Source organism: Mobilicoccus sp. (assembly GCF_032060985.1).
GTDB lineage: Bacteria > Actinomycetota > Actinomycetes > Actinomycetales > Dermatophilaceae > Mobilicoccus.
In genome coordinates this window covers 16553-40045 of the sequence record NZ_DAMBGD010000017.1, presented here as the reverse complement: position 1 = coordinate 40045, position 23493 = coordinate 16553, and the positions used below count along the sequence as shown (strand labels likewise).

General features: G+C 72.1%; 18 protein-coding genes. 13 read left to right on the top strand and 5 right to left on the bottom strand.

Annotated elements, in window-relative coordinates:
* Positions 1–134 precede the first annotated feature (134 nt).
* Positions 135–1490, bottom strand: coding sequence for a M20/M25/M40 family metallo-hydrolase (locus RT054_RS12900; RefSeq protein WP_313024215.1), 1356 nt, complete (start codon positions 1488–1490; stop codon positions 135–137).
* A 666-nt stretch (positions 1491–2156) separates the two neighbouring features.
* Here RT054_RS12900 and RT054_RS12895 point away from each other — a divergent pair.
* Positions 2157–3965: a hypothetical protein gene (locus RT054_RS12895; protein WP_313024212.1), complete on the top strand. Its 1809-nt coding sequence runs from the start codon at positions 2157–2159 to the stop codon at positions 3963–3965.
* Between the two features lie 95 nt (positions 3966–4060).
* Here RT054_RS12895 and RT054_RS12890 read toward each other — a convergent pair whose 3' ends face one another.
* Positions 4061–5422 carry an FAD-linked oxidase C-terminal domain-containing protein gene (locus tag RT054_RS12890; protein ID WP_313024209.1) on the bottom strand — a complete coding sequence of 454 codons (1362 nt, stop codon included), beginning with the start codon at positions 5420–5422 and terminating at the stop codon, positions 4061–4063.
* A gap of 40 nt (positions 5423–5462) precedes the next feature.
* Here RT054_RS12890 and RT054_RS12885 point away from each other — a divergent pair, with 40 nt between their 5' ends.
* From RT054_RS12885 to RT054_RS12870, 4 genes are all read left to right on the top strand, one after another.
* On the top strand, positions 5463–6074 hold the full coding sequence (locus tag RT054_RS12885) for a hypothetical protein (RefSeq protein ID WP_313024206.1): 612 nt from the start codon (positions 5463–5465) through the stop codon (positions 6072–6074).
* A 314-nt stretch (positions 6075–6388) separates the two neighbouring features.
* A complete protein-coding gene (ileS, locus tag RT054_RS12880) occupies positions 6389–9760 on the top strand; it encodes an isoleucine--tRNA ligase (protein WP_313024203.1) in 3372 nt (1123 codons plus the stop codon).
* Complete coding sequence (locus tag RT054_RS12875; RefSeq protein WP_312721936.1) at positions 9757–10398, top strand: GNAT family N-acetyltransferase; 642 nt, start codon at positions 9757–9759, stop codon at positions 10396–10398. The genes ileS and RT054_RS12875 overlap by 4 nt, the downstream gene beginning before the upstream one ends.
* Positions 10385–11776, top strand: coding sequence for a folylpolyglutamate synthase/dihydrofolate synthase family protein (locus tag RT054_RS12870; protein WP_312721941.1), 1392 nt, complete (start codon positions 10385–10387; stop codon positions 11774–11776). Before RT054_RS12875 ends, RT054_RS12870 begins: the two co-directional genes overlap by 14 nt.
* Positions 11777–11855: 79 nt before the next feature.
* Here the strand turns inward: RT054_RS12870 and RT054_RS12865 are convergent, their stop codons facing one another.
* Complete coding sequence (locus RT054_RS12865; protein WP_313024198.1) at positions 11856–12548, bottom strand: FCD domain-containing protein; 693 nt, start codon at positions 12546–12548, stop codon at positions 11856–11858.
* A gap of 124 nt (positions 12549–12672) precedes the next feature.
* On the opposite strand from RT054_RS12865, the gene RT054_RS12860 reads away from it, so the two are divergent.
* The 6 genes from RT054_RS12860 to RT054_RS12835 all read left to right on the top strand — a co-directional run bounded on the left by RT054_RS12860 (position 12673) and on the right by RT054_RS12835 (position 17453).
* A complete protein-coding gene (locus RT054_RS12860) occupies positions 12673–14076 on the top strand; it encodes a GntP family permease (RefSeq protein WP_313024194.1) in 1404 nt (467 codons plus the stop codon).
* Between the two features lie 10 nt (positions 14077–14086).
* Positions 14087–14626, top strand: a complete 540-nt coding sequence (locus tag RT054_RS12855; RefSeq protein ID WP_313024192.1) for a gluconokinase — start codon at positions 14087–14089, stop codon at positions 14624–14626.
* Positions 14627–14775: 149 nt separating this feature from the next.
* On the top strand, positions 14776–15186 hold the full coding sequence (locus tag RT054_RS12850) for a DUF4233 domain-containing protein (protein ID WP_312721956.1): 411 nt from the start codon (positions 14776–14778) through the stop codon (positions 15184–15186).
* A 121-nt stretch (positions 15187–15307) separates the two neighbouring features.
* Positions 15308–15727: a nucleoside-diphosphate kinase gene (gene ndk, locus RT054_RS12845; RefSeq protein WP_312721958.1), complete on the top strand. Its 420-nt coding sequence runs from the start codon at positions 15308–15310 to the stop codon at positions 15725–15727.
* Positions 15728–15906: 179 nt separating this feature from the next.
* Positions 15907–16227, top strand: coding sequence for a BatC protein (locus RT054_RS12840; RefSeq protein ID WP_312721961.1), 321 nt, complete (start codon positions 15907–15909; stop codon positions 16225–16227).
* Between the two features lie 5 nt (positions 16228–16232).
* Positions 16233–17453 (top strand): JmjC domain-containing protein, encoded by a 1221-nt coding sequence (locus tag RT054_RS12835; RefSeq protein WP_313024187.1) that lies wholly within the window; start codon positions 16233–16235, stop codon positions 17451–17453.
* 107 nt (positions 17454–17560) lie between these two features.
* On the opposite strand, the gene RT054_RS12830 is transcribed toward RT054_RS12835, so the two are convergent.
* Both RT054_RS12830 and RT054_RS12825 read right to left on the bottom strand, forming a co-directional pair.
* Complete coding sequence (locus tag RT054_RS12830; protein ID WP_313024185.1) at positions 17561–19036, bottom strand: DUF1501 domain-containing protein; 1476 nt, start codon at positions 19034–19036, stop codon at positions 17561–17563.
* On the bottom strand, positions 19033–20526 hold the full coding sequence (locus RT054_RS12825) for a DUF1800 domain-containing protein (protein WP_313024181.1): 1494 nt from the start codon (positions 20524–20526) through the stop codon (positions 19033–19035). The genes RT054_RS12830 and RT054_RS12825 overlap by 4 nt, the downstream gene beginning before the upstream one ends.
* Before the next feature lie 370 nt (positions 20527–20896).
* Between RT054_RS12825 and RT054_RS12820 the strand changes: the two genes are divergently transcribed.
* Both RT054_RS12820 and RT054_RS12815 read left to right on the top strand, forming a co-directional pair.
* On the top strand, positions 20897–22384 hold the full coding sequence (locus RT054_RS12820; protein ID WP_313024178.1) for a hemolysin family protein: 1488 nt from the start codon (positions 20897–20899) through the stop codon (positions 22382–22384).
* On the top strand, positions 22381–23397 hold the full coding sequence (locus RT054_RS12815) for a hemolysin family protein (RefSeq protein ID WP_313024174.1): 1017 nt from the start codon (positions 22381–22383) through the stop codon (positions 23395–23397). The genes RT054_RS12820 and RT054_RS12815 overlap by 4 nt, the downstream gene beginning before the upstream one ends.
* Positions 23398–23493: the final 96 nt, after the last annotated feature.

Genomic DNA, 23493 nt, shown 5'->3' with positions numbered 1-23493 from the left:
GGTCGTCCTCCGGTCTGCGGTGCGGGCGTTCATCCTCACCGACGCGACCCCGCACGTCCATCGGGCGCGCGGGGTCGCAGGGGGATTCACGGGCGCATGCGCCGAAGCGGCGGGTCGGGCCCGGGGCGGCCGGGTCAGGCCTTCTGCTCGCCGAGGCGGGAGAGCAGGAGGATCTGCGCCACGACGAGGTCCTCCAGCTCCTTGGGGTCGACGGACTCGTCGGGGCCGTGGATGCGGGCCTTCTCCTCGTCCTCGGCACCCCAGAGGATCGCCTCCGAGCCGGGGGAGGTGTCGAGGAGCACCTGGACCAGCGGGATCGAGCCGCCGGAACCGTGGCTCGTGCACGGGGCGCCGAACGCGTCGCCGAGGCACTGCTCGGCGAGCTGGGTGACGGGACCCCCCTGCGGGGCCTGCCAGGCGCCGAAGAGCTTGACGTCGCCGATCTCGAGCTGGACGCCACGCGGGGCGTGCTCGCGCAGGTGGGTCTCGACGGCGTCGAGCTGGGCCTTGGGGTCGCTTCCGGGGACGATGCGGACGCTCACCCGGGCGGTGGCCTCGGGGATGACGATGTTCGAGGCCCCGGCGACCGGTGGGGCGTCGATGCCGATGACCGTGGCGGCCGGACGGCTCCACAGACGGCTCGCGAGGTGGCCGGTGCCCGAGAGTTCGACCCCCTCCAGCACGGCGGCGCTCGCCCGGAAGTCGGCCTCGTCGATGTCCTCCCCCTCGGGCCACCGGTAGGAGTCGAGCCCCTCGATGACCGTCGCCCCGTGCTCGTCGTACATGCTCGAGAGCAGCTGGATCATCGCGACGAGGGCGTCGGGGGCCGCGCCCCCGAACAGGCCCGAGTGCAGCGCGGACTCGATCGTGCGGATCGTGACCGTCACCGAGACGTCGCCGCGCAGACCCGTCGTGAGCGCGGGGGCGCCGACGCGCTGGTTGCCCGAGTCCGCGACGACGAACACGTCGGAGCGGAAGTCCTCGGCGTGGTTCTCCACGTACTCCTCGATGTGGCTGCCGGTCTCCTCCTCACCCTCGATGACGAGACGCACCGTGACCGGCGGCTTGCCGTCGAACGCCGCGAGCGTCGCGAGGTGGGCGACGACGCCGGACTTGTCGTCGGCGGCGCCGCGACCGTACAGGCGGCCGTCCTCCTTCTCCGTGAGGGTCCACGGGTCGGTGGTCCACCCCTGCCCCTCGGGTGCGGGCTGCACGTCGTAGTGCGCGTACAGGGTGACGACGGGGGAGCCCTCCGGCCCGGGGATCTCGGCGAAGATGCTCGGGTAGGCCCCTTCGCCGAGGTCGAGGAGACGCACCCCCTCGACGCCCGCGCGCCGGAACATGGCAAGCAGATCCTCGGCGATCGCGTCCATCGGTTCACGTGGGAAGCCGGGGAACGCGATCGAGGAGTGCCCGACGAGCGTGCGCAGGTCGTCGATCACCTGCGGCATCGCCTTCTGGGCGTATTCGCGGGCGTGGGTGAGATCCATGGTGGCCTTCCTTCTCCGGGGACGTGGGTCCCGGCCATCGTCTCTCGTCGTCTCCGGGACCGTCCGAGGAACCCCGCAACACGGCCGGAGGCGATGGGCGACGCGACGCCGGCGGATGTGCGCCCGGGCGGATGCCGCGGAGGGTGTGGATCGCTCTCAGGGCGATCACGGCGTCCTCGCTTGGAAAGTCTCTGCGACACAACGCGTTTCGCGGTGATGGTCGCGGATTCTCCCCGCTGCCGGGCTAGAGTTCGAGCGACGCACTGCCGGCATGAGGGGACCCGGCGGAAGCACTCGAGGCGGTGACAGGCAGACATGCCGTCGTGCCGTCCGCACGCGCACCCACCCGTGCGGCGTTTCTCCGGTTCGGGCACCGTCCCCGGACGTCTCCGTGGGTCGGTTCTCATGAGGAGGGCAGCGGTGCAGACCTTGATCGCCTATGCCATCGCCGCACGAGCGGCGGCTCCCGTGGAAGACGGATGCCGCCGTGTCGAGCGGGCCTACGACGGGCGCTGGCAGGAATCCCCCGTTCGCCATCTGCACAATGCGCCCCATGGTGGATTGATCCTGTGGGAGGGGGGTCGATCCTCACGCTGGCCGGCCTGGAGTGCCACGGGCGCGAGGAGCGTCGCCTCCCTCTATGCACCCGTGGGATATGAGCGCGTCGTGCAGGCCGAGCCCCTGGCGACGGCGCCGACGCGGCTGGCCACTGAGCTCGACCGATGCCCCTCAGGGATGGACGAGATCCTGCCACCGTTCGTCCTCGGGTCCCTGGACGAGGACGGCGACCGGCTGCGCCTGACCACTGATTCCCTCGGAATCGGTCGCCTGTTCGAGTTGCGCACCCGGTGGGGGTGGGTCTGGAGCAATCGACCGGAAGCCGCCCTGGCGTTCGCCGGAGAGCCGTACCGGATGGATGAGGTCGCGTGGGCGCACAACGCCGTGGCGGATGAGGTCTTCGGACACAGCTCCCCGTACCAGGGGGTCCGTCTGGTCGATGCCGGCACGACCATCACCTGGGACGGGCATGCCCAGCGGCTCGCGGCAGTCTCTCGGGATCCGGTGACGAGTTGGTCGATCCCTGGTGCGCCGGGGGAGCTGTCCGCGTCGATGGATGCGGCGGTCGACTCCCTGACCACCGTGGCCGCATCGATCGGGCACCTCTTTCCCGGGACGCCGACCGTCGCGCTCACCCGTGGCCGGGACTCACGCCTGGTCGCAGCCGCGTTCCTCGCGGCCGGAACCGACATCACGCTGACCACACACGACGCCCTTCCCGAGGACCTGGCCGTGGCCCGAGACCTGATCGCCACGCTGACCGACCCGCCCGAGCATCGGGTCAAACACGTCGCCTCCGGTGACGTGGCACCCCCGAAAGCCTGGGCGGCCATTCCCAACGCGAACGCGTGGCACGACTACGCCGAAGGGCTGCGCCCTTACAGCTATCTGCACTACCGCGCACCCCGACACCTCGACATCCCCCGCCCCCCGACCATCGGCCGCGCCGGAGGCGAAGTGGCCCACGGCTTCTTCTACCTCGCCGGCAGGGACATCCTCGAGAACCTGCCCCCGGCGGAGATGATCTCCCGTTTCACCGACGGGATCCTGCGCCGATACCACCGCGTCGCCGGGCCTCGACCCGCCGCCGTGGCACTCGTCCGGGAACGCATCCGGACGTCCCTGTTCGACATCGCCGCCCACGGCTATGACGACTTCACCGTCCTGGACCTGTTCTACCTACGCCAACGTCTGCGCCGGTGGGGCACCACCGGAGAACGCCCCGGCACCATCTCCCCCCTGATCGCCCCCGCCTTCATCCGCGCCTGTATCGGCTTGACCCCGGAGCAGCGCCAGGCCAACCTCCTGCACCGCGAACTCACCCGCCGTCTGGTCCCCCAGTGGGCCGACGCGCCCTACTACCCGGCCGAGTACGCCGGCACCACGACCACCCGCACCCCCATCGCGCCCAGGATCATCCGCGTCGCCGACGCCACCGACCGCGACGCCGTCAACAGCCTCGTCCACGACCCCACGACCTGGGAATCCGTCCTGCGCCCCGAGGTGGTCCGACAACTCTGGGCGGACTCCCTCGCCGGGCACACCGATGCACGCGAAGAGCGTGTCCTTCGCGCCATGATCTGGCGAGCGGCGTTCAGCGACCGCCTTCACCTCCTCGATGGACGCGCCGTTCGGCAGCGTCCGCACATTCCCTGGACACCACAGTCGGAACTGATCCCACCGCCCCACACCTCCGTGACGGGGGCCCCTCAGGCCGAGCGCAGCGAGAGGTCCGACACCGCCCCGGGGGGCACGTCACCCACCGACCCGGACGTCAGGTCGAGGACTGGACCACTGGCGACGGCGGCTCGCCGGGCCGCCCGAAGCTGCGCGTGGACACGCCTGCGAAACACGCCGATCGGTGATCCCGTCAAAGCGGTGGCTCGCCGCGCGCGGCGCCACGGCCTGAAGATCTGACCGTGTTCCCGTGGGACGCAGCCGGCTTCGCCTCGGGCAGGTCGCGCCTCCCACGGCTCCCTTCCCCCGAATCCAGGGCCTCGACCGAGCCTCGCTCAGGCGGTGTACGTCTTGCCCGGGTTGCAGATGCCGTGCGGGTCGAACACCGCCTTGATCTGCCGCATCCTCGCGATGGCGGCGTCGCCGACCTGTCGGCGCAGGTAGGGGGCCTTGATCGTGCCGATGCCGTGCTCGCCGGAGATCGTGCCGCCGAGGGCGATCGCGAGGTCGGCGAGGTCGCCGAACGCGGCGAACCCGCGGGCGCGGGAGTCGGGGTCGGCGGGGTCGAAGAAGATCGACGGATGGAGGTTGCCGTCACCGCCGTGGCCCGACATCGTCACCTCGACGCCGTGGGCGGCGCAGAGCGCGCGACCCTCCTCGACGAGGCGGGGGAGGGCGCGGATCGGGACGCACATGTCCTCGATGAGGTTGGGTCCGCGCGCTTCGAGGGCGACGTTGAGCGCGCGTCGCCCGGCGAGGAGCGCGTCGGCCTCCTGGGCGTCGTCGGCGAGTGCGACCTCGGTCGCCCCGTGGGCGGTCATGATGTCGGCGTAACGGCGGGTGTCCTCGGCGACGTGCCCGGGGCGGTCGGACTGGACGAGCAACGCCGCCGCACAGCCCTGCGGGAAGCCGTAGTCGGCGAGGGCCTGCACCGCGGCGATCGAGGGCTCGTCGAGGAACTCGAGGAGACACGGCGGCTGTGGGTCCCGGCGCAGGGCGACGATCGCCTCCGCCGCGGCGGTGAGCGAATCGAACGTCGCGAGCACGGTGAGCGGGTCCTCCGGGGCCGGGACGAGTTTCGCGACGACCTGGGTGATGACGCCGAGCGTGCCCTCCGAGCCGAGGAACAGGCCGGTGAGGTCGAGGCCCGCGCTCGACTTCGCCGTCCGCCGCCCCGTCGTGACGATCTCGCCGCCGGGGAGGACGACCTGCAACCCGCGGATGTAGTCGGCGGTGACGCCGTACTTGATGCAGCAGAGGCCACCGGCGTTCGTCGCGACGTTGCCGCCGATCGTCGAACTCGCCGCCGAGGCGGGGTCCGGCGGGTAGAACATCCCCTCGACGCGGGCGGCCTTCTTGAACTCCTCGGTGACGACGCCCGGCCCGGCGATGCCGATCCCTTCGACGGGGTCGATCGCCTCGATCGCGTTCAGGCGTTCGGTGTTGAGGACGATGCACCCCTGCGTCGCGACCGCGGCGCCGTTGAGGCCCGTGCGCGCTCCCTGCGGCACGACCGGGATGCGGCGCGCCTGCGCCTCCTTCATCACCTCGACGACGTCGTCGACGTCCCGCGCGCGGACCACCTCGAAGTCCTCCGGAGCGACGGCCCCGAACGAGGAATCGACGCCGTAGGTGCGCTTGACGTCGGCGTCGGTGACCACGGGAGCGGAGTGCCTCGGCGCGGCGATGTCTGCCATGACCCGACCGTACCGCCCGTCGTTCGCCGACGATGGACTCATGAACGCTCCCGACGACCTCCGGCCAGGGAGGCGCGGCCCGCGTCAGGGGACATCGGTGACGTGCGGCGCCGCGTGTCTCGCCGTCGCGCGGCTGCTCCGTGATCCCGACCTGGCCGCCTCGCTCGACACCGACGGTGGGGACGGGCCGACCGCGTCGACCGCGGTGGGCCGATTCGGCACCCTCGAGGCCCGTGTCCATCGGTGGACCAACGGCGTGCGTGGCCCGGGCGGGCCGCAACTGCCCTGGCCACGCTTCTGGGGCACGTCGCCGTGGGGGGCCCGGTCCGCCCTCGAACACGGGGTGGCCGAGCCGGGGACCCGGTACGAGACGGTGGTGGTGCGCTTCGCGGACGGCCGCGGCCTCGCTGCGACCCACGACCGACTCCTCGCCGCGGCCGGGCCCGGCACCCCGGTCCTCCTCTACGTGGGGAACACGTGGACCCCGCGACACGTGGCCCTCATCGCCACGCCGCCCGGGGCGGACGCGCCGCTGCTCTACGACCCCGCCTCCGGTGCGGTCTCCCGGCCCTCACGGGAGGGGTTCGTCGCCCGGCGCGTCGGGATCGCCGGGTGGGACATCCCCTGGCTCGCCCTCGTGCCCCGCCCGTGACGCCGCCTCGCCCCACCCCTCGTCCCGCTGCCCCGGAAGGCCCGTCGTCGGGGGTTGCGTCGGCGGGTAGAATCGTCGGTAACGACGTTCGAGCCGTCATCAGCGGCGAGTCTCCGGAAGAACGGCGTCCGCCCCGTCGCGGCCGCTCAGTAGACCCGGACGGGTGGGCCCGTCACAGCCGCAAGGAGCGGTCGTCACCGTAGGCCCACGTGGGACGGTGACGGCAAACGAGGTGGTACCGCGGGAGCCCGGCGAGCCGGCGCGCTCGTCCTCGTGCGATCCGCCCGATCCACGACGAGAGGTACGACCTGGCGATGAGCTACCCCCAGACGGTCACCGGAGCCACCGACGACGGCGCAGGTGCGGCGTTCGGTGTCCCCACCTCGCCACGGTTCCCCGACATCGAGCAGCGCGTCCTCGCCTACTGGGCGGCCGACGACACCTTCCGCGCGAGCGTCGAGAACCGTGACGCGGGCGAACACGGCAGCAACGAGTTCGTCTTCTACGACGGCCCCCCGTTCGCCAACGGCCTGCCGCACTACGGCCACCTCCTCACCGGCTTCGTCAAGGACGTCGTCCCCCGCTACCGCACGATGCGCGGCTGCCGTGTCGAGCGTCGCTTCGGCTGGGACACGCACGGACTGCCGGCCGAGCTCGAGGCGATGAGCCAGCTCGGCATCAAGACGACGGATGAGATCCGCGAGCTCGGCATCGAGAAGTTCAACGAGGCCTGCCGTGAGTCGGTCCTGCGGTACACCGACGAGTGGCGCGACTACGTCACCCGGCAGGCGCGGTGGGTCGACTTCGACGACGACTACAAGACGCTCGAGCCCGACTACATGGAGAGCGTCATCTGGGCGTTCAAGCAGCTCTACGACAAGGGGCTCGCCTACGAGGGCTTCCGGGTGCTGCCGTACTGCTGGAACGACGAGACGCCGCTGAGCAACCACGAGCTGCGCATGGACGACGACGTCTACCAGGACCGCAACGACCCCGCGGTCACCGTCGGTCTGCGGATGGAGCCCAAGGACGACGGCAGCGACCCCCTCGGCCTCGCCGGCACGCTCGCGACCGTGTGGACGACGACGCCGTGGACCCTCCCGAGCAACCTCGCGATCATGGTCGGCCCCGAGCTCGACTACGTCGTCGTCGAGTCCGCGGTGCCCACCGGCACGACCGAGCGCTACCTGTTCGGGGCCGAGCGCGCCCGGGCCTACGCCAAGGAGCTCACCGGCGAGTCCAAGGGCGACGTCGACGCCCTCGTCGTGGGTCGGTACACGGGCGCCGACCTCGTCGGCTACCGGTACACCCCTCCGTTCTCCTACTACGCCGGCCACGAGAACGCGTTCCGCCTCGTGCCCGCGGAGTTCGTCACGACGACCGACGGTACGGGCCTCGTGCACACCGCCGGCGCGTTCGGTGAGGACGACAAGATCGTCACCGACCGGGAGGACATCGAGGCCGTCATGCCCGTCGGCATCGACGGACGCTTCACCGTGCCCGTCGACGACTACGCCGGGATGCTCGTCTTCGACGCCAACGCCCCGATCCTCGACCACCTCAAGGCGCGCACCCGACTCGATGCCGCCGCCTCGTCGCGTCCTGCGGGGCTCGCTCCCGAGGACGTGGCGACGGAGAGCGGCGCGGTCTCACCCGGCACGGTCCTCCTGCGGCGGGAGTCGTACACGCACTCCTACCCGCACTGCTGGCGCTGCCGTCAGCCGCTCATCTACAAGGGAGTGAGCAGCTGGTTCGTCGCGACGACCAAGATCCGCGACCGCATGCTCGAGCTCAACTCCGAGATCACGTGGGTGCCCGCGCACGTCAAGGACGGCCAGTTCGGCAAGTGGCTCGAGAACACGCGCGACTGGTCGATCAGCCGCAACCGGTTCTGGGGCAGCCCGATCCCGGTCTGGAAGTCCGACGACCCCGCCCACCCCCGGGTCGACGTCTACGGCAGCTTCGCCGAACTCGAGCGCGACTTCGGCGTCGAGGTCACCGATCTTCACCGCCCCTTCGTCGACGAGCTCACCCGCCCCAACCCCGACGACCCGACGGGGCGCAGCACGATGCGTCGGGTCACCGACGTGCTCGACTGCTGGTTCGAATCCGGGTCGATGAGCTTCGCGCAGGTGCACTACCCGTTCGAGAACGCCGAGTGGTTCGAGTACCACTTCCCCGGTGACTTCATCGTCGAGTACATCGGGCAGACCCGCGGCTGGTTCTACACGATGCACGTCATGGCGACCGCCCTGTTCGACCGGCCGGCGTTCCGCACGTGCGTCTCCCACGGCATCGTCCTCGGCAACGACGGCCAGAAGATGAGCAAGTCGCTGCGCAACTACCCCGACGTGCGCGAGGTGTTCGAGCGAGACGGCGCCGACGCCATGCGCTGGTTCCTCATGTCCTCCCCGATCCTGCGCGGTGGCAACCTCATCGTCACCGAGCAGAGCATCCGCGAGGGCGTACGTCAGGCGTTGCTGCCGCTGTGGAGCACCTGGTACTTCTTCAGCCTCTACGCCAACGCGGCCGACGGCGGGCACGGCTACACGGCGACGTGGTCGACGAGTTCCACCGACGTGCTCGACCGCTACCTGCTCGCCAAGCTCCGCGACCTCGTCGAGGGCATGACGACCGCCCTCGACGCCGACGACATCGCCGGAGCGTGCGACCAGGTGCGGGTGTTCCTCGACGTGCTCACCAACTGGTACGTGCGGCGTAGCCGGGACCGGTTCTGGGACACCGCGGGAACCTCCCCGGAGACGGCCACCCAGGCCTTCGACACGCTCTACACGACGCTGGAGGTGGTGTGCCGGGTGGCGGCGCCGCTGCTGCCGCTCGTCTCCGAGGATATCTGGCGTGGCCTCACCGGCGGTCGCTCGGTGCACCTCACCGACTGGCCCGACCCCGCCGACCTGCCCGAGGACCACGCCCTCGTCGCGACGATGGACCGCGTCCGCGAGGTGTGTTCGGTCGCCTCGAGCGTGCGCAAGAGCGCCGGGCTGCGCACCCGGTTGCCGCTCTCGGAGCTCGTCGTCGTCACCGAGGGCGCCGAGGCCCTGCGACCGTTCGCGTCGATCATCGCGGACGAGCTCAACGTCAAACGGGTCGACCTCGTCGACCTCGCCGGCGCCGACGCCTGGGAGTTCGGCGTCGAGCAGCGCCTCGCGGTCAACGCCCGCGCCGCCGGGCCGCGCCTCGGCCGTGAGGTGCAGACCTGCATCAAGGCGAGCAAGTCCGGCGACTGGTCGGTGGGTGAGGACGGCTCGGTCGTCGCGGGCGGCATCCCGCTGCACGAGGGGGAGTACACCCTCGAGACCGTCGTCGCCGACTCCGGTCGGGCCGAGACGCACGCGACGGCGGTGCTGCCGCGCGGCGGGTTCGTCGTCCTCGACACCCACGTCACCCCCGAGCTCGCGAGCGAGGGTCTCGCCCGCGACGTCGTCCGCGCCGTCCAGCAGGCACGACGCGACGCCGGCCTCGAGGTCTCGGACCGGATCAGCCTCACCGTGCTCGGCGGCCAGGAGGTGTGGGAGGCCACGGTCGCCCACCAGAGCCTCGTGGTCACCGAGACCCTCGCCACCCAGTTCGGCTCCGCCGCCGACCTCTCGCTCCTGCCCGGAAAGGGGGTCGAGGCGGCCGTCGGAGACGGACTGCCCGTGCGCATCGTGGTGGAGAAGCGATGACGGCCGCCGGACGGACGACCCCGCCCACGGCGCGACGAGCCGATGTCCGGTCGAGGCTGCGCTCGACCGGTCCCGTCGTCATCCGACCGGCCGACGGGGACGACCTCGAGGGCGTCGTCGCCGTCGGCCGCGCGGCGTGGCGTGAGACCCACGCGACGCTGTACTCCCCGGAGCTCATCGAACTGTTCCTCGACAAGTGGTGGACGGCGGGAGCGAACGCGCCCGCCATCCGATCGGGCCGCACGATCGTCGCCGACCGTGACGGGGAGATCGTCGGCATGGCGTCCTACGGCGTCACCGACGGTCGCTTCGTCGTGTGGAAGGTCTACGTCCACCCGGACGCGCAGTGCTCGGGCATCGGTGGCCGGCTGCTCGAGGCCGTGGAGGAACGGGCGGCCGGTCACGACGCCGTGTACCTCACGTTCACCGACGGCAACACCCGCGCCGAGTCCTTCGCCCGCACCCGCGGGTTCGTCCACGACGGGCGCGAGCAGCAGAACGGTCTGCCCGACGTCCTGTGGATGCGGCGTGGCCTCGGTGAGGCCGCCCCGGAGGTCTCGGCCACGGACGTGTCGGCCACGGACGTCCCGGCCACGGACGTCCCGTCTGCGACGGAGGACGGCGATGACCGACCGTGACGCGCGCCGGGAGGCGGCGGAGAACCTCGACCTGCGACGTCGCCTGAGGGAGGTCGAGGAGGCGATCCTCGCCCGTGCGCCGGAACACGACATCGACCCGACGCTGGAGCGGGTGCGGGAGGTGCTCGACCTGCTCGGGTCCCCGCAGACGACGGCGCCGATCATCCACATCGCCGGGACCAACGGCAAGACGACGACGGCGCGCATGATCGAGACCCTCGCGATGGAGGCGGGGTTGTCGACGGGCCGGTTCACCTCGCCGCACCTGCACGACATCACGGAGCGGATCGTGCTCTCCGGTCGACCGATCGACGCGCGCCGGTTCGTCGCGACCTACGACGACGTCCTGCCGTACGTCGAGATGATCGACGCGTCCTCACAGGCCGCCGGCGGGCCGCGGCTGTCGTTCTTCGAGGTGCTCGTCGTCATGGCGTTCGCGGCGTTCGCCGACGCGCCGGTCGACGTGATGATCGTCGAGGTCGGCCTCGGCGGCACGTGGGATGCGACGAACGCCGCCGACGGCACGGTCTGCGTCGTCACCCCGATCGCGCACGACCACCAGGCCTACCTCGGCGACGACCTGGCGACGATCGCGGAGAACAAGGCGGGGATCCTCAAGCCCGACTCCCTCGTGGTCGTCGCCGCGCAGGAGCCGGAGGCCGCGGAGGTCGTCGACGAGAGGGTGCGGGAGCTCGGTCTCACCGCCGCCTACGAGGGGCGTGAGATCGAGGTCGTGTCGCGGGAGCTCGCCGTCGGTGGGCAGCTCGTCGCGTTCCAGGGCATCGCGCGGGAGTACCCCGACGTGCTCATCCCGCTCCACGGCGAGCATCAGGCGCACAACGCGTTGCTCGCCCTCGCGGCGATGGAGGAGTTCCTCGGCGGCGGCACCGAGCCCCTCGACCCCGACCTCGTGCGCGAGGCCTTCGCGCGGGTGACGTCCCCGGGACGTCTGGAGATCGTGCGGCGTTCGCCCACGGTGCTCGTCGACTCCGCCCACAACCCGGCCGGTGCGCGCAGCCTCGCCGCCGCGCTGCGGGACTCGTTCACGTTCGGCCGTGTCGTCGGTGTGCTCGCGTGCATGGCGGACAAGGACGTCGACGGGATCCTCGAGGAGCTCGAGCCGGTGTTCGACGAGGTCGTCGTCACCCGCAACACCTCACCGCGCAGCATGCCCGCCGCACGGCTGGGCGAGCTCGCGGTCGAGGTGTTCGGCGAGGACCGGGTCACGGTCGTGAGCGACCTGCCCGACGCCCTCGATGTCGCCGCCGGCCTCGCGGACTCCGGCGACAGCGGCGGCGTGACCGGCGGCGTCGTCGCAGGAGGATCGGTCATCACGGCCGGTGAGGTGCGCATGCTCCTCGGCGTCACCGACGTGTGAGTCGGCCCGTCCCGGCGGGGGCCTCACCCCGTCGGGACTCTGAGCGGGTGTCGCCGCCTGCGCCGAGCCGGTGACCCGCTCAACGGGGGTCGACGGCGTCGCGCGCCTCGGCGACGATGAGTCGCATGGTGCGTTCGGCCGCCTCCGCGTCGCCGAGGGTGACGGCCTCGGCCACGTCGCGGTGCCAGCGGATGGCCTCGGGGAGGGGCTTGGGGGGCATGAGGTCGTGGCGGGTACGGCCGCTCAGGGCCTCGGCGACGAGAGGGGACAGGCTCGCGAAGGCCGCGTTCCCGGAGGCCTCGAGGAGTGTGGTGTGGAACCGCACGTCGTGCTCGAGGTACGTCGTGAGGTCGCCCTGGGTTCCGGTGACGAGCATCCCGCCCGCGGCGGTGACGAGGGTGGCGCGCTGCTCGGGATTCGCGCGGGTGGCCGCGAGAGCGGCGGCGAGGGGCTCGACGCCGAGGCGGAGTTCCCCGATCTCGCGAAGCTGGTCGAGGCGTTGCGGCCCGGCGAGTCGCCACCGGATGACATACGGGCTCAGGGCCGCCCACTCGGCGGCAGGGCGGATCGTGACGCCCACGCGGCGCCGACTCCGCACGATGCCGAGCTGCTCGAGGACGCGTACCGCTTCGCGCACGACGGTGCGCGAGACCCCGTATCGCTGTTCGAGGCGATCGATCGAGAGGACGGCTCCGGGGGTAAGCTCGCCGCTCGCGAGGTCGGCGCCCACGGCGTCGAGCATCTGTCCGTGCAGGCCGTCCGTCGTGCTCATGTGCGGCATCCTCCCATGCGGACGCGGGCGCTGAGATAGATCAGATGATTTCGACCGAAGGGGGTGACAAGGCATCTCTTCAGGGCAATAGTGTCACTATTGATCATCCGACAAAGGAGTCGCCATGAACGCCCTCGGCACCCTCGTGGCCGCCGACCCGATCCAGCCTGCCTACTCGACGCCGGTGCTGCTCGTGATCGCGCTGCTGGCCGTGCTCGCTCTGCTGTTCCTCATCATGAAGGTGAAGCTGCACGCCTTCGTGTCCCTCGTGCTCGTCAGCCTCCTGACGGCGCTCGCGACGAAGATCCCGCTCGACGCGCTCATGAAGACCCTGCTCGAGGGGTTCGGGTCGACGCTGGCGAACGTGGCGTTGCTCGTCGGCCTCGGCGCGATGATCGGCCGCCTGCTCGAATCCACCGGTGGGGCCCAGACCTTGGCGGACACCCTCGTCGCCCGCTTCGGAGAGAAGCGCGCCCCCCTCGCCCTCGGCATCGCCTCGCTGCTGTTCGGCTTCCCGATCTTCTTCGACGCCGGTCTCGTCGTCATGCTGCCGATCATCTTCACGGTCGCCCGCCGCTTCGGAGGCTCCGTCCTCACCTACGCCCTGCCCGCCGCGGGCGCCTTCGCCGTGATGCACGCCTTCGTCCCTCCGCACCCCGGTCCCGTCGCGGCCGGTGAACTGCTCGGTGCCGACATGGGCACGATCGTCCTCGTGGGTCTGCTCATCGGTATCCCCACGTGGTACCTCGGCTCCTACCTCTTCGGGCTGTGGTCGGGGCGTCGTGTCGACGTGCCGGTGCCGGCCATCCTCGGTGAGGTCCGCGACCTGCCGCCGGAGGAGCGCCCCGGATTCGGCCACGTCCTCGCTCTGCTGCTCCTCCCGTTGGTGCTCATCTTCCTCAACACCGGCCTCGGGACCCTCGCCACCGGCGGTGTCGTCGAGAAGGGCGCCACCTGGGTCGAGGGGCTGCGACTCCTCGGTCAGACCCCGGTCGCCCTGCTCATCACGCTGCTCGTGGCCATCCTCACCCTCAGCGGTCCCCGCCTGGGCCTGGCCGAGATCGAGAAGCTCTGCAACGACGCCCTCGGCCCGGTCTGTGCCGTCATCCTCATCACCGGCGCGGGCGGCATGTTCGGTGGGGTGCTCCGCGCCGGCGGAATCGGTGAGGCGCTCGCCGGCAGCCTGCAGGCCTCCGGCATGCCGGTCATCGTCGCCGCGTTCCTCATCTCGAGCGCGCTGCGCGTCGCCCAGGGCTCCGCCACCGTGGCCCTCACGACCGCCGCCGGCCTCATGGCCCCCACGGTCGCCGCGACACCGGGTCTCACCGGCATCGACCTCGCCTGCATCGTCATCGCGATCGCGAGCGGTGCCACCGTCCTCTCCCACGTCAACGACTCCGGATTCTGGCTCGTCGGGCGCTTCCTCGGCATGGACGTCAAGACGACGCTCCTGACCTGGACGGTGATGGAGACACTCCTCGGTGTCATCGGCTTCGTTCTCGCGGTGCTCGTGAGCCTGGTGCTGTGAGATGGGCACCATGAACACCCCCTCGTCCCACACCGACGACGCTCACCAGGGCCGTGTCGTGCACGTCATCGTCATGGGCGTCTCGGGAAGCGGCAAGACCACCGTCGCCGAAGGGTTGCAGGCCCGAACCGGCTGGGAGTACGCCGAGGCCGACGACTTCCACCCGCGCTCCAACATCGTCAAGATGATCAACGGCGAGGCACTGACGGACGCCGACCGACGTCCCTGGCTCGAAGCACTCCGAGACTGGATCGCCGACCGCGAGCGGGAGGGCAGATCGAGCATCGTCACGTGCTCGGCGCTCAGGCGCAGCTACCGCGACCTGCTCCGTTTTGGCGGCGACGTCACCTTCGTGCATCTCGACGGCGACGCCGCCACCCTCAGCGGGCGCCTCGGTGGCCGCAGCGGCCACTTCATGCCACCCAGCCTGCTCGAGTCGCAGCTGAAGACCCTCGAACCCCTGGAGCCCGACGAGAACGGCTTCATCCTGTCGATCGAGGATCCGCCCGCGCGGCTCGTCGACGAGGTCCTCACGCGACTGCCGAGCTGAGCACACCGGCCACCACGGGTCCCCACCCCCCACCCCGAAAACCCGAGATGGCAGATGGGAGGGCAGGCGAGGTACTGCTGAGGCGAGAGCTGAGCTGCCATCCCCTCTGCCATCTCGGGGTGTGGGTGGGCTCGCCTAGGATGACCGGCATGGCTGTCCCCCTTCCCGTCGTCGGCGTTCCCGGAACGATGCAGCGTCGCCTCGGGGCGGTGACCCTCGTCGGTCAGACCCCGGTGCTGCTGTTCGGGGCGATGGCCCTGTGGGGGCTGGCCTCGGCACACGGGGACCCACGTGCGGGCACCGTCTTGTGGCTCGGCCTGTTCACGACCCTCCTCGCCGTCGTCGCCGCCGCGACGATGCGGCGTCCGTTCGGCGTCACCCTGGGGTGGATCGTCCAGGTGCTCACCCTCGCCGCGGTGATCCTCGACCCCCTCGTCCTCGTCGTCGTCGCGGTGTTCCTGCCGATGTGGGTGTGGTCCCTGTGGCACGGGGCCAAGCTCGACGCGATGACGCGCGCCTACGAACGCGAGGCGCAGGCGCACGCCGGCGACACCCACTGAGAACCGTCCCTGCAGAGGGGGACGGCGACGGGTACCGGACGCGTCGCGGACCGTCACCGGGGTCCGCGGACGGTGGGACAGCACGGCCGCGGCGGATGTCCCGCCTGGATAGGGTGAGGGCATGACCGAACGTTCTCTCGTCCTCGTCAAGCCCGACGGCTACGCCCGCGGCCTCACCGGCGAGGTGCTCCGCCGCATCGAGGCGAAGGGGTACACCCTCGCCGCGCTCACGGTCCTCACCCCCGGCCGGGACCTGCTCTCCCAGCACTACGCCGAGCACGAGGGCAAACCGTTCTACGAGCCCCTCGTCGAGTTCATGAGCTCGGGGCCCGTCGCGGCCGCCGTCATCGAGGGTGAACGGTGCATCGAGGGCTTCCGCGCCCTCGCGGGCGCCACCGACCCCACGGCCGCCGCTCCCGGCACGATCCGTGGCGACCTCGGCCGTGACTGGGGGGAGAAGGTGCAGAAGAACATCGTCCACGGCTCGGACTCCCCCGAGAGCGCGGAACGTGAGATCGGCCTGTGGTTCCCCGGCCTCTGAGGTCTCCCGGCCTCTAGGGTCGTGACCTCCGAGGCGCGTGACGTCCGAGGCGCGTGACGTCCGAGGCGCGTGACGTCCGAGGCGCGTGACGTCCGAGTCCTCCTCGGGGCGAGGTGTACGCCGAGACGATCTCGGGTAAGAGCAACCCCACGCAGAGCCACCCGACGAAGGGAGCAGCAATGAGCGACACGACGACCAACCCCACCGGTGACGGCGGCGCCGACGGTGGTGCCGACTCCGGTGCCGGTGCCCCGGTGACCGGCCCCCTCGCGGGCAACCCCGAGCACGGCCCCGCCGACGGCGGCGCGGGCGACGGAGGTGCCGACGGTGGTGCCGACGGCGGCGCGGACGGTGGTGCGGACGGCGGCGCCGACGGCGGCGCGGACTCCGGTGCCGGTGACGGAGCCGCCGGCGACGGTGGTGCCGACGGTAGCGCCGATGGCGGCGCGAACCCCACCGGTGACGGTGGCGCGGACTCGGGTGCGGGCGTCCCTGCCTGATCCCGATGTCCTCGTCCGATGACGACGGGCGGGCGAGTGCTTCGGCGCTCGCCCGCCTCGTCGGTGCCGACCCCTCCGCCTTCGAGGGCGCCTGGGGCCGTACCCACCTCCTTCACCACGGCGCCGGCTTCGAGGACCTCCTCGACCTGCCGGCCGTCGACGAGCTCCTCACCACCCGGGGGCTGCGCACGCCGTTCCTGCGCGTCGCCAAGGACGGCACCCCCTTCGACGAACGCCGCTTCACGAGCGGCGGCGGCGTCGGCGCCGCGATCGCCGATCAACTCGACGACGCCCGCCTCACCGCCCTGTTCGCCGACGGCGCGACCCTCGTCCTCCAGGGCCTGCACCGCACCTGGGCCCCGGTCGCGGAGTTCGTCCGCGACCTCGCCGCGGAGCTCGGCCACCCCGTCCAGGCCAACGCCTACATCACCCCGCCCCAGTCGCAGGGCTTCTCGGCGCACTACGACGTGCACGACGTGTTCGTCCTCCAGCTCTCCGGTGAGAAGCGATGGGTCATCCACGACCCCGTCCTGCGGTGGCCGATGCGCGACGAATCGTGGGAGAAGGGCGGACGCCGCGACCTCGTCGCCCGCGCCGCGGAGGGGGAGCCCGCGCTCGACGTCGTCCTGGTCCCGGGGGACTGCCTCTACCTGCCGCGCGGTCACCTCCACGCCGCGACCGCCCTCGGTGGGGTGAGCGCCCATCTCACCCTCGGTATCCACACGTGGACCCGGCACCACCTCGCCACCGACGTGATGCGCCAGGCCCTCACGCGTGCGTCCGACCTGCGGGCGCCGCTGCCCGCCGGTGTCGACGTGGGCGACCCGACCGCGATCTCGCAGGACGCCGCCGCCGTGCGCGCCGCGCTCCTCGCCGCAGTCGAATCGATCTCCGACGCCGACCTCGCCGCCGCGATGGGCCGTCGGGCGGACGACTCCGGACGTCCCGCGCCGGTCTCCCCGCTCGCGCAGGCCGCCGCGGTCCGCGACCTCACCGCGGACAGCGTGGTCCGCGTCCGCGCCCACCTGCGACTTCGGCACGTGCCGACGGGGGAGGGGCTGCGTCTGGTCGGTCGCGGTGTCGACGTGCTGCTGCCGGAGGCGACCGCCCCACACGTGCTCGACACGCTCCTCGACGGCGCCCCGCACCGCGTCGGCGACCTCCCGGCCGCGGCGTCCGACCTCGTCACCCGCCTGCTCGCCGCCGCCGTCCTCGTCCCCGCCTGAGCACGGGAGGCGCGCGCGCTCGCGCCCCGACGGGTTGCGGGTCTCCACCTCGCCCGCAGCGCCGGTACCGGCGACGCTCGACGGCGCGACGTGGGCGGGCGGAGCCCTCAGCGCACGACGCCCAGCGGCCGGTAGCGGTGCCCGGGGAAGACGGCGGCGAGGTTCGGCGTCGCGAGGCGGCGGGTGAGGATCTCGCCGACGACGTCGCGGTAGTCGTTGGCCACGGCGAGGTCGCCGTCGTCGAGGGCCGAGGGCGCGAGCCCGGGCCACCGCCCGTGCACCCGGCCCCCGACGACGTTGCCGCCCGCGAGCAGCATGAGCCCGCCGTGTCCGTGGTCGGTGCCGCCGGCGGAGTTCTCCGAGAGGCGGCGGCCGAACTCCGTCAGCGTCACGACGGTCGTGCGGCTCCACAGCGGCCCGAGGTCGGTGCGGAACGCGGCGATCCCGCGGGCGAGGGAGTCGACGAGCCGACGCATCGGGCCCCACTCCTCGGACGGGGTGCCGTGGGGGCGGTGGAGATCCCAGTCGCCGCGGTGGTCGAGGCAGGCCGCCTCGACCGGGGCGCCGGAACGCACCGTGCGGGCGATCTCGGCCATGCCCCGACCGAACGGGTCGTCGGGGTAGGCGCTCGCCCGGGAGGGGGCGCTGCGTGACCGGGCGAGGCTGGCGACAGCGGCGAAGGTGCGGTCGGCGTCACGCGCGAGAGAGCCGCCCGCGCGGGCGTACATGCCGCGGATCGTCGCGTCGATCGAGCGCCGGTACCCCTCCCACCCCGCGATGTCGAAGCTCTCGAGCGACTCCAGCGAGGCGGTGGGGAACCCCCCGCTCGCGCTCAGGGTCGCCCGGTCGCCGAGAGTGACGGCGCGGAGCAGTCCCGTGTCGCGCGAGGTCGCGGCGAGGTGACGCCCCAGCCAACCGCTGCGGACCCCGACGGGGGCGGCGCGTTCCATGTCCATCTGCGCCGAGAAGTGGCTGCGGGTGGCGTCGGGGTGCCCGACGGCGTGGACGACGGCGAACTCCCCGGCCCGCCACAGCGGCATGAGCGGGGCCATCGCGGGATGGAATCCGAACCCGGGTGCGGCCGGGAGGACGACGTCCGGGGTGAGGCCGAGCCCGGGCCGTGCGCGACGGTAGGCCGGGTCGTCGACGGGGGCGAGGATCTGCAATCCGTCCGCCGCGCCGCGCAGGAAGATCACGACGAGCACGTCGCGCGCGACCGCTCGGGTCGCGGCCGGCGTCCTCCCGGGCGCGGCGCCGGGCGTGGCGGCCACGGCATACCGGGGGCGGGCGGAGACGGCGCCGAGCGCCCCGAGGGCGGCCAGTCCACCGAGGACCGCGCGCCGGGAGACCCGTCCCCCGGCGGAGTCCTCGCCGAGGGCCTGGGCCGCCATGCCGAGCGCCGTGTCCGACCCGAGGCGGCGGCACGCGTCGTCGGAGGCCTCGCGGTCGCCGCCGTAGACCTCCGTCGCCCCGTCGGGGCCGCGGCGGACGAGGATCTCGCGGTCGTCGTGGGTGTGCACCGGGACGACGTCGTCGTCGAGACGCCAGAGGTGGGGCAGGGTCATCGCGGCGGCCTCGCTCATCGCAGGGACATGTAGGGGGAGGCGAGCACGAGGCGCACGGCCTCGTCGGCGTTCCATTCGATCGCCTGGGGGCTCATCCGCTCGGTCGCGGAAGGCACGCCGCGGCGCAGGGTCGAATCCCGGAGGAACGTCGCGACGGCGTCCCGATCGGGGGCCGCGGGGACGTAGCCGTGCAGGCCGACATGCAGGCGGGTGGCGGCCTGGTGGTAGGTGAGCTGCGTCGTGAGGCCGAACGTCCGCGCCCACCCGCGGTGGGTCAGCGTGGCGTCCCAGCCGCCCGCGACCGCCTCAGCGGCGTTCCAAATGCCGAGCATCGCGCCGGGGTGCCGCCAGGCGTCGTTGCGGTCGGGGTAGCCCTCGGGGTCGGGATGGGCGAGCGGTTGATGGCCGAGACCGTGGGCGATCCACGCGTACGTCCCGAGCGGTGCCCACGGCGTCTTCTCGGCCGGCGGGCGGTAGGTCGGCGACGACGCCGCGTAGGCGGCGGCGAGGAACTCCTGCGGGCGGGCCCACTTCTGCCCCGTCGACGCGGCGAACTCGGTGCTCGTGAACAGGGTGCGGAGGACGGGTGCGATCGCCGTGCGGTGGCTGCGGTAGGTGACCTCGAGGCGCGACAGGAGGGACCTCGGCGGGGAGTCCGAGACGAAGCGGCGCGCGAGCCGGGTGCAGACCCGCCGCACGGTGGCCGGGTGCGACGCGAGGTGCTCGGCCAGGGCGCGGACCGCCGCCGGGCCGGCACCGGGTGAGGCGTTCGCGTGGCCGAAGCCGACGATCCGCACCGGGCCGAGCGCGTGCCACTCGGGCCGGTAGACGAACCCGCCGGTGCGCTCGTCGACGGTGAACCCCGTGAGCAGCCTGGACAGGGCCGCGACGTCGGCCTCGGTGTACGCGCCGACCCCGACGGTGTGGAGTTCGAGGACCTCACGCGCGAGGTTCTCGACGGGGTGGTCGGCGGTCGACCACGTGTTGTCGAGGTATCTCAGCATGGCCGGGTGCGTGAGGCTCGCGTGAAGGAGGTCGGCGAAGCGCCCGAGCGCGTGCGGTCGGATGGCCTGACGGTCGTACCCGGCCACCCAGCCGTGGACCTTGTCGCTGTCGAGGGCGATGTGGAGGTGGTCGTGCCAGGTCTCGACGACCCGCTCGAGCAACGGGCGGCGGGTCGTGAGCTGGCGCCACAGCGTCGCCCTCGACAGGGAGGCCTGTGCCTCCCACGGCTTGTCCCCGGTGAGGCGCATGATCGTCGGCAGGTCGGCGACCGCGGCGGGAAAGGTCCGGGCGACGAAGCGGTCGCAGGCACGGTCGTCGATGCGGGCCGGGGCCAGTTGCCGGTCGAGCCACCGCGTGGTGCCGGTGCGGCGGATCTCCTCGGCCTGCCGGGCCGTCGCCGCATGCGTCGCGCGGCGGGCGAGCAGCCAGGCCGGATCGACGCTCAACGCAAGGCCGGGGGCCAGGGGTGACCGGACGGTGGCCGGGGGACGGCTCGTGCTCACGCGTACCTCGATCCTGCGGGGTGGTCGAAGATCCAGGTCGGCAGCGCCGTACCGGATCTGACCAGCGTCGATGCGGGGATTCGGGGGTGGGTCGAATCCCGTTGCGGGTCAAGGTGGGTCCTGGAGGGGGACCGTGGTCCGGACGGAGGTGGGCGTCGGCCTCCGCTCTCGATGTGACGAGCGCCGCGCGGGGAACCCGGGTCGACACGGTGGCGTTTGCCATGCAGACGCCCCAGGCTGTGATCCTGTCGTCAGCAGCACCGTGCCGAGATCGAGAGGACCCCATGCACCCCCAGCCCGACCGCGCCGAGCCGAGCTGTAGACCCGGCGCCGCCCCGCGCCCCCCGTGCCCGGCAGGCGGTGGTGTCGCATGACGCCGCTGATCTCCCTGCTGGTGGGTGTCCTCGTCGTCCTCCTCATCACCGCGGCGACGGGCTACTTCGTCGCCCAGGAGTTCGCCTACATGGCGGTCGACCGCAACCGCCTCGCGAGCCAGGCCGCGGCCGGCGACGCCACCGCCGAGCGCACGCTCGCGATCACGAAGCGGACCTCGTTCCTCCTCTCCGGCGCCCAGCTCGGCATCACGGTCACCGGACTCCTCGTCGGCTACGTCGCCGAGCCGCTCATCGGCCAGGCGCTCGCGACCCTCACCGGGGACTCCCTCGGCACGGCCGCGGCGGTCGCGATCGGTGGCATCGTCGCGATCGGCTTCTCGACGATCGTCCAGATGCTCTTCGGCGAACTCGTCCCCAAGAACTACGCCCTCGCCCGCGCCGACGCAGTCTCCCGGTGGCTCTCGGGGTCGACGAAGATCTACCTCGCGGTCCTCGGCCCCGTCATCTGGATCTTCGACAAGGCCGCCGAGAAGTTCCTCCGCCTGCTCGGCATCGAGCCCGTCCACGACGTCGAGCACGCCGCGAGCGCCCGTGACCTCGAGGCCGTCGTCGCCGAGTCCCGCGCGAGCGGCGACCTCTCGCCCGAGTTGTCGATGCTGCTGGATCGGATCCTCGACTTCCCCCAGCGCACCGTCGAGCACGCGATGATCCCGCGTTCCCGCGTCGACGTCCTCCGCGACACCGTGAGCATCGCGGAGGCCCGCTCCGAGATGGCCGCCGGCAACACCCGCTACCCCGTGCTGGACGAGGACGAGTCGATCGTCGGCGTCGTCAACCTCGTCGACGTGCTCTCCCATCCCGCGACGTCGACGCGTTCCGTCGCCGAGATCGCCCGCCCACCACTCATCCTCACCCCGTTCATGTCCCTCCCCGACGCCCTCGACCGGCTGCGGGAGGGGAGCGAGCGCCTCGGCTGCGTCATCGACGAGTACGGCGGCTTCGGTGGCATCCTCACGATCGAGGACCTCGCCGAGGAGGTCGTCGGCGAGATCACCGACGAGCACGACCCCGACGAACCCGACTACGAGCCCGTGCCCGACGACGGGGTATGGGTGATGAACGGCGACGTCCACGCCGACGAGGTCGAACGGGCTCTCGACGTCGACCTGCCCGAGGGCGATTACGAGACCGTCGCCGGGCTCGTGCTCCAGACCCACGGCGGACTCCCCGCCGAGGGTGAGACCGTCACCGTGGAGCTGCCGCTGGACCCGGCGGACCTCGTTCTCGACGAGGGGCCCGAGCCCCGCCACCTGCACATCGAGGTGCTCGAGGTCGACACCTACGTGCCCGCCCGCGTCCGTCTCACGCTCGACGAACCCGACCGGGGCAGGTCCCGCGACGGTGCCCGTGACCCGGGGCGCGGTGGTGCGACCGCAGTCGGTTCCGGGACCGGAAGCCACGAGCGCCACGAGCGTAACGAGCGCAACGAGGGCGCCGAGGGCGCCGAGGGGGAGACCCGATGAGCGGCCTCACCGTCGTCCTCGTGACGTTCGTGCTCATCGTCGCGAGTGCCTTCTTCGTCGCCATCGAGTTCGCTCTCATGGCGGCCAAGCGGCACCGCCTCGAGGGGCTGGCGGCGACCTCACGCATGGCGCGCGCGGCGCTGCGCAACTCCTCGGAGCTCACGCTGCTCCTCGCGGGAGCCCAGCTCGGGATCACCCTGTGCACGCTCGCGCTCGGTGCCATCACCAAGCCCGCGGTCCACCACGCCCTCACCCCCCTGCTGGAGATGACCGGGCTACCCCGGTCGGCGGCGGACGTCGCGGCCTTCGTCCTCGCGCTCATCGCGGTCACATTCCTGCACCTCGTCGTCGGCGAGATGGCTCCCAAGTCGTGGGCGATCGCGCACCCGGAGAAGTCGGCCGTGCTCCTCTCGCTGCCCATGCGGGGGTTCATGTTCCTCGTTCGGCCCATCCTGCGGGCGCTCAACCACACGGCGAACGTCATCGTCCGTCGCCTCGGCGCGACGCCCGTCGACGAGCTCGCCACCGGGCAGGACCCGGCGGGTCTGCGCCAGCTCGTCGAGCACTCGGCCAACGTGGGCGCCCTCGACGTCGCGTTCCGCGCCTCGATCGAACGCGCCCTCGACCTGCGGGATCTCACGGTGGGCGATCTCCTCCGTCCCGGCGCCACGATGACGAGCGTCCCCGCCGACGCCTCGATGGCCGACGTGCAGGAGGCCACCCGGACCTCCGGCCACCTGCGGGTGCTCCTGCAGGAGGGGAGCCGGATGGTCGGGGTCGTCCACGTCCGCGACACCCTCGAGTCGCACCACGCGACGGCCGCCACGGTCGCGCAGCCCGTGTTCGAGCTCGAGGCCGCGATGCCCCTGTACGAGGCGATGGCCCTCATGCGAGAGCAGCACAAGCAGCTCGCCGTCGTGAGCCGGGGCGCCCAGCAGGTCGGCGTCGTCACGCTCTCCGACATCCTCCCGGGCCTGCTCCCCAAGGCGGCCCGTGCCGTCGCGGCGACCTGACGCCGACCCGGCGTCGTACCCCGCGACGTCGTCCGCCCCCGCGACGTGACGGGGACGCCGGTCAGGACGAACGCCGGCGCCCGGGACCATCCCCGG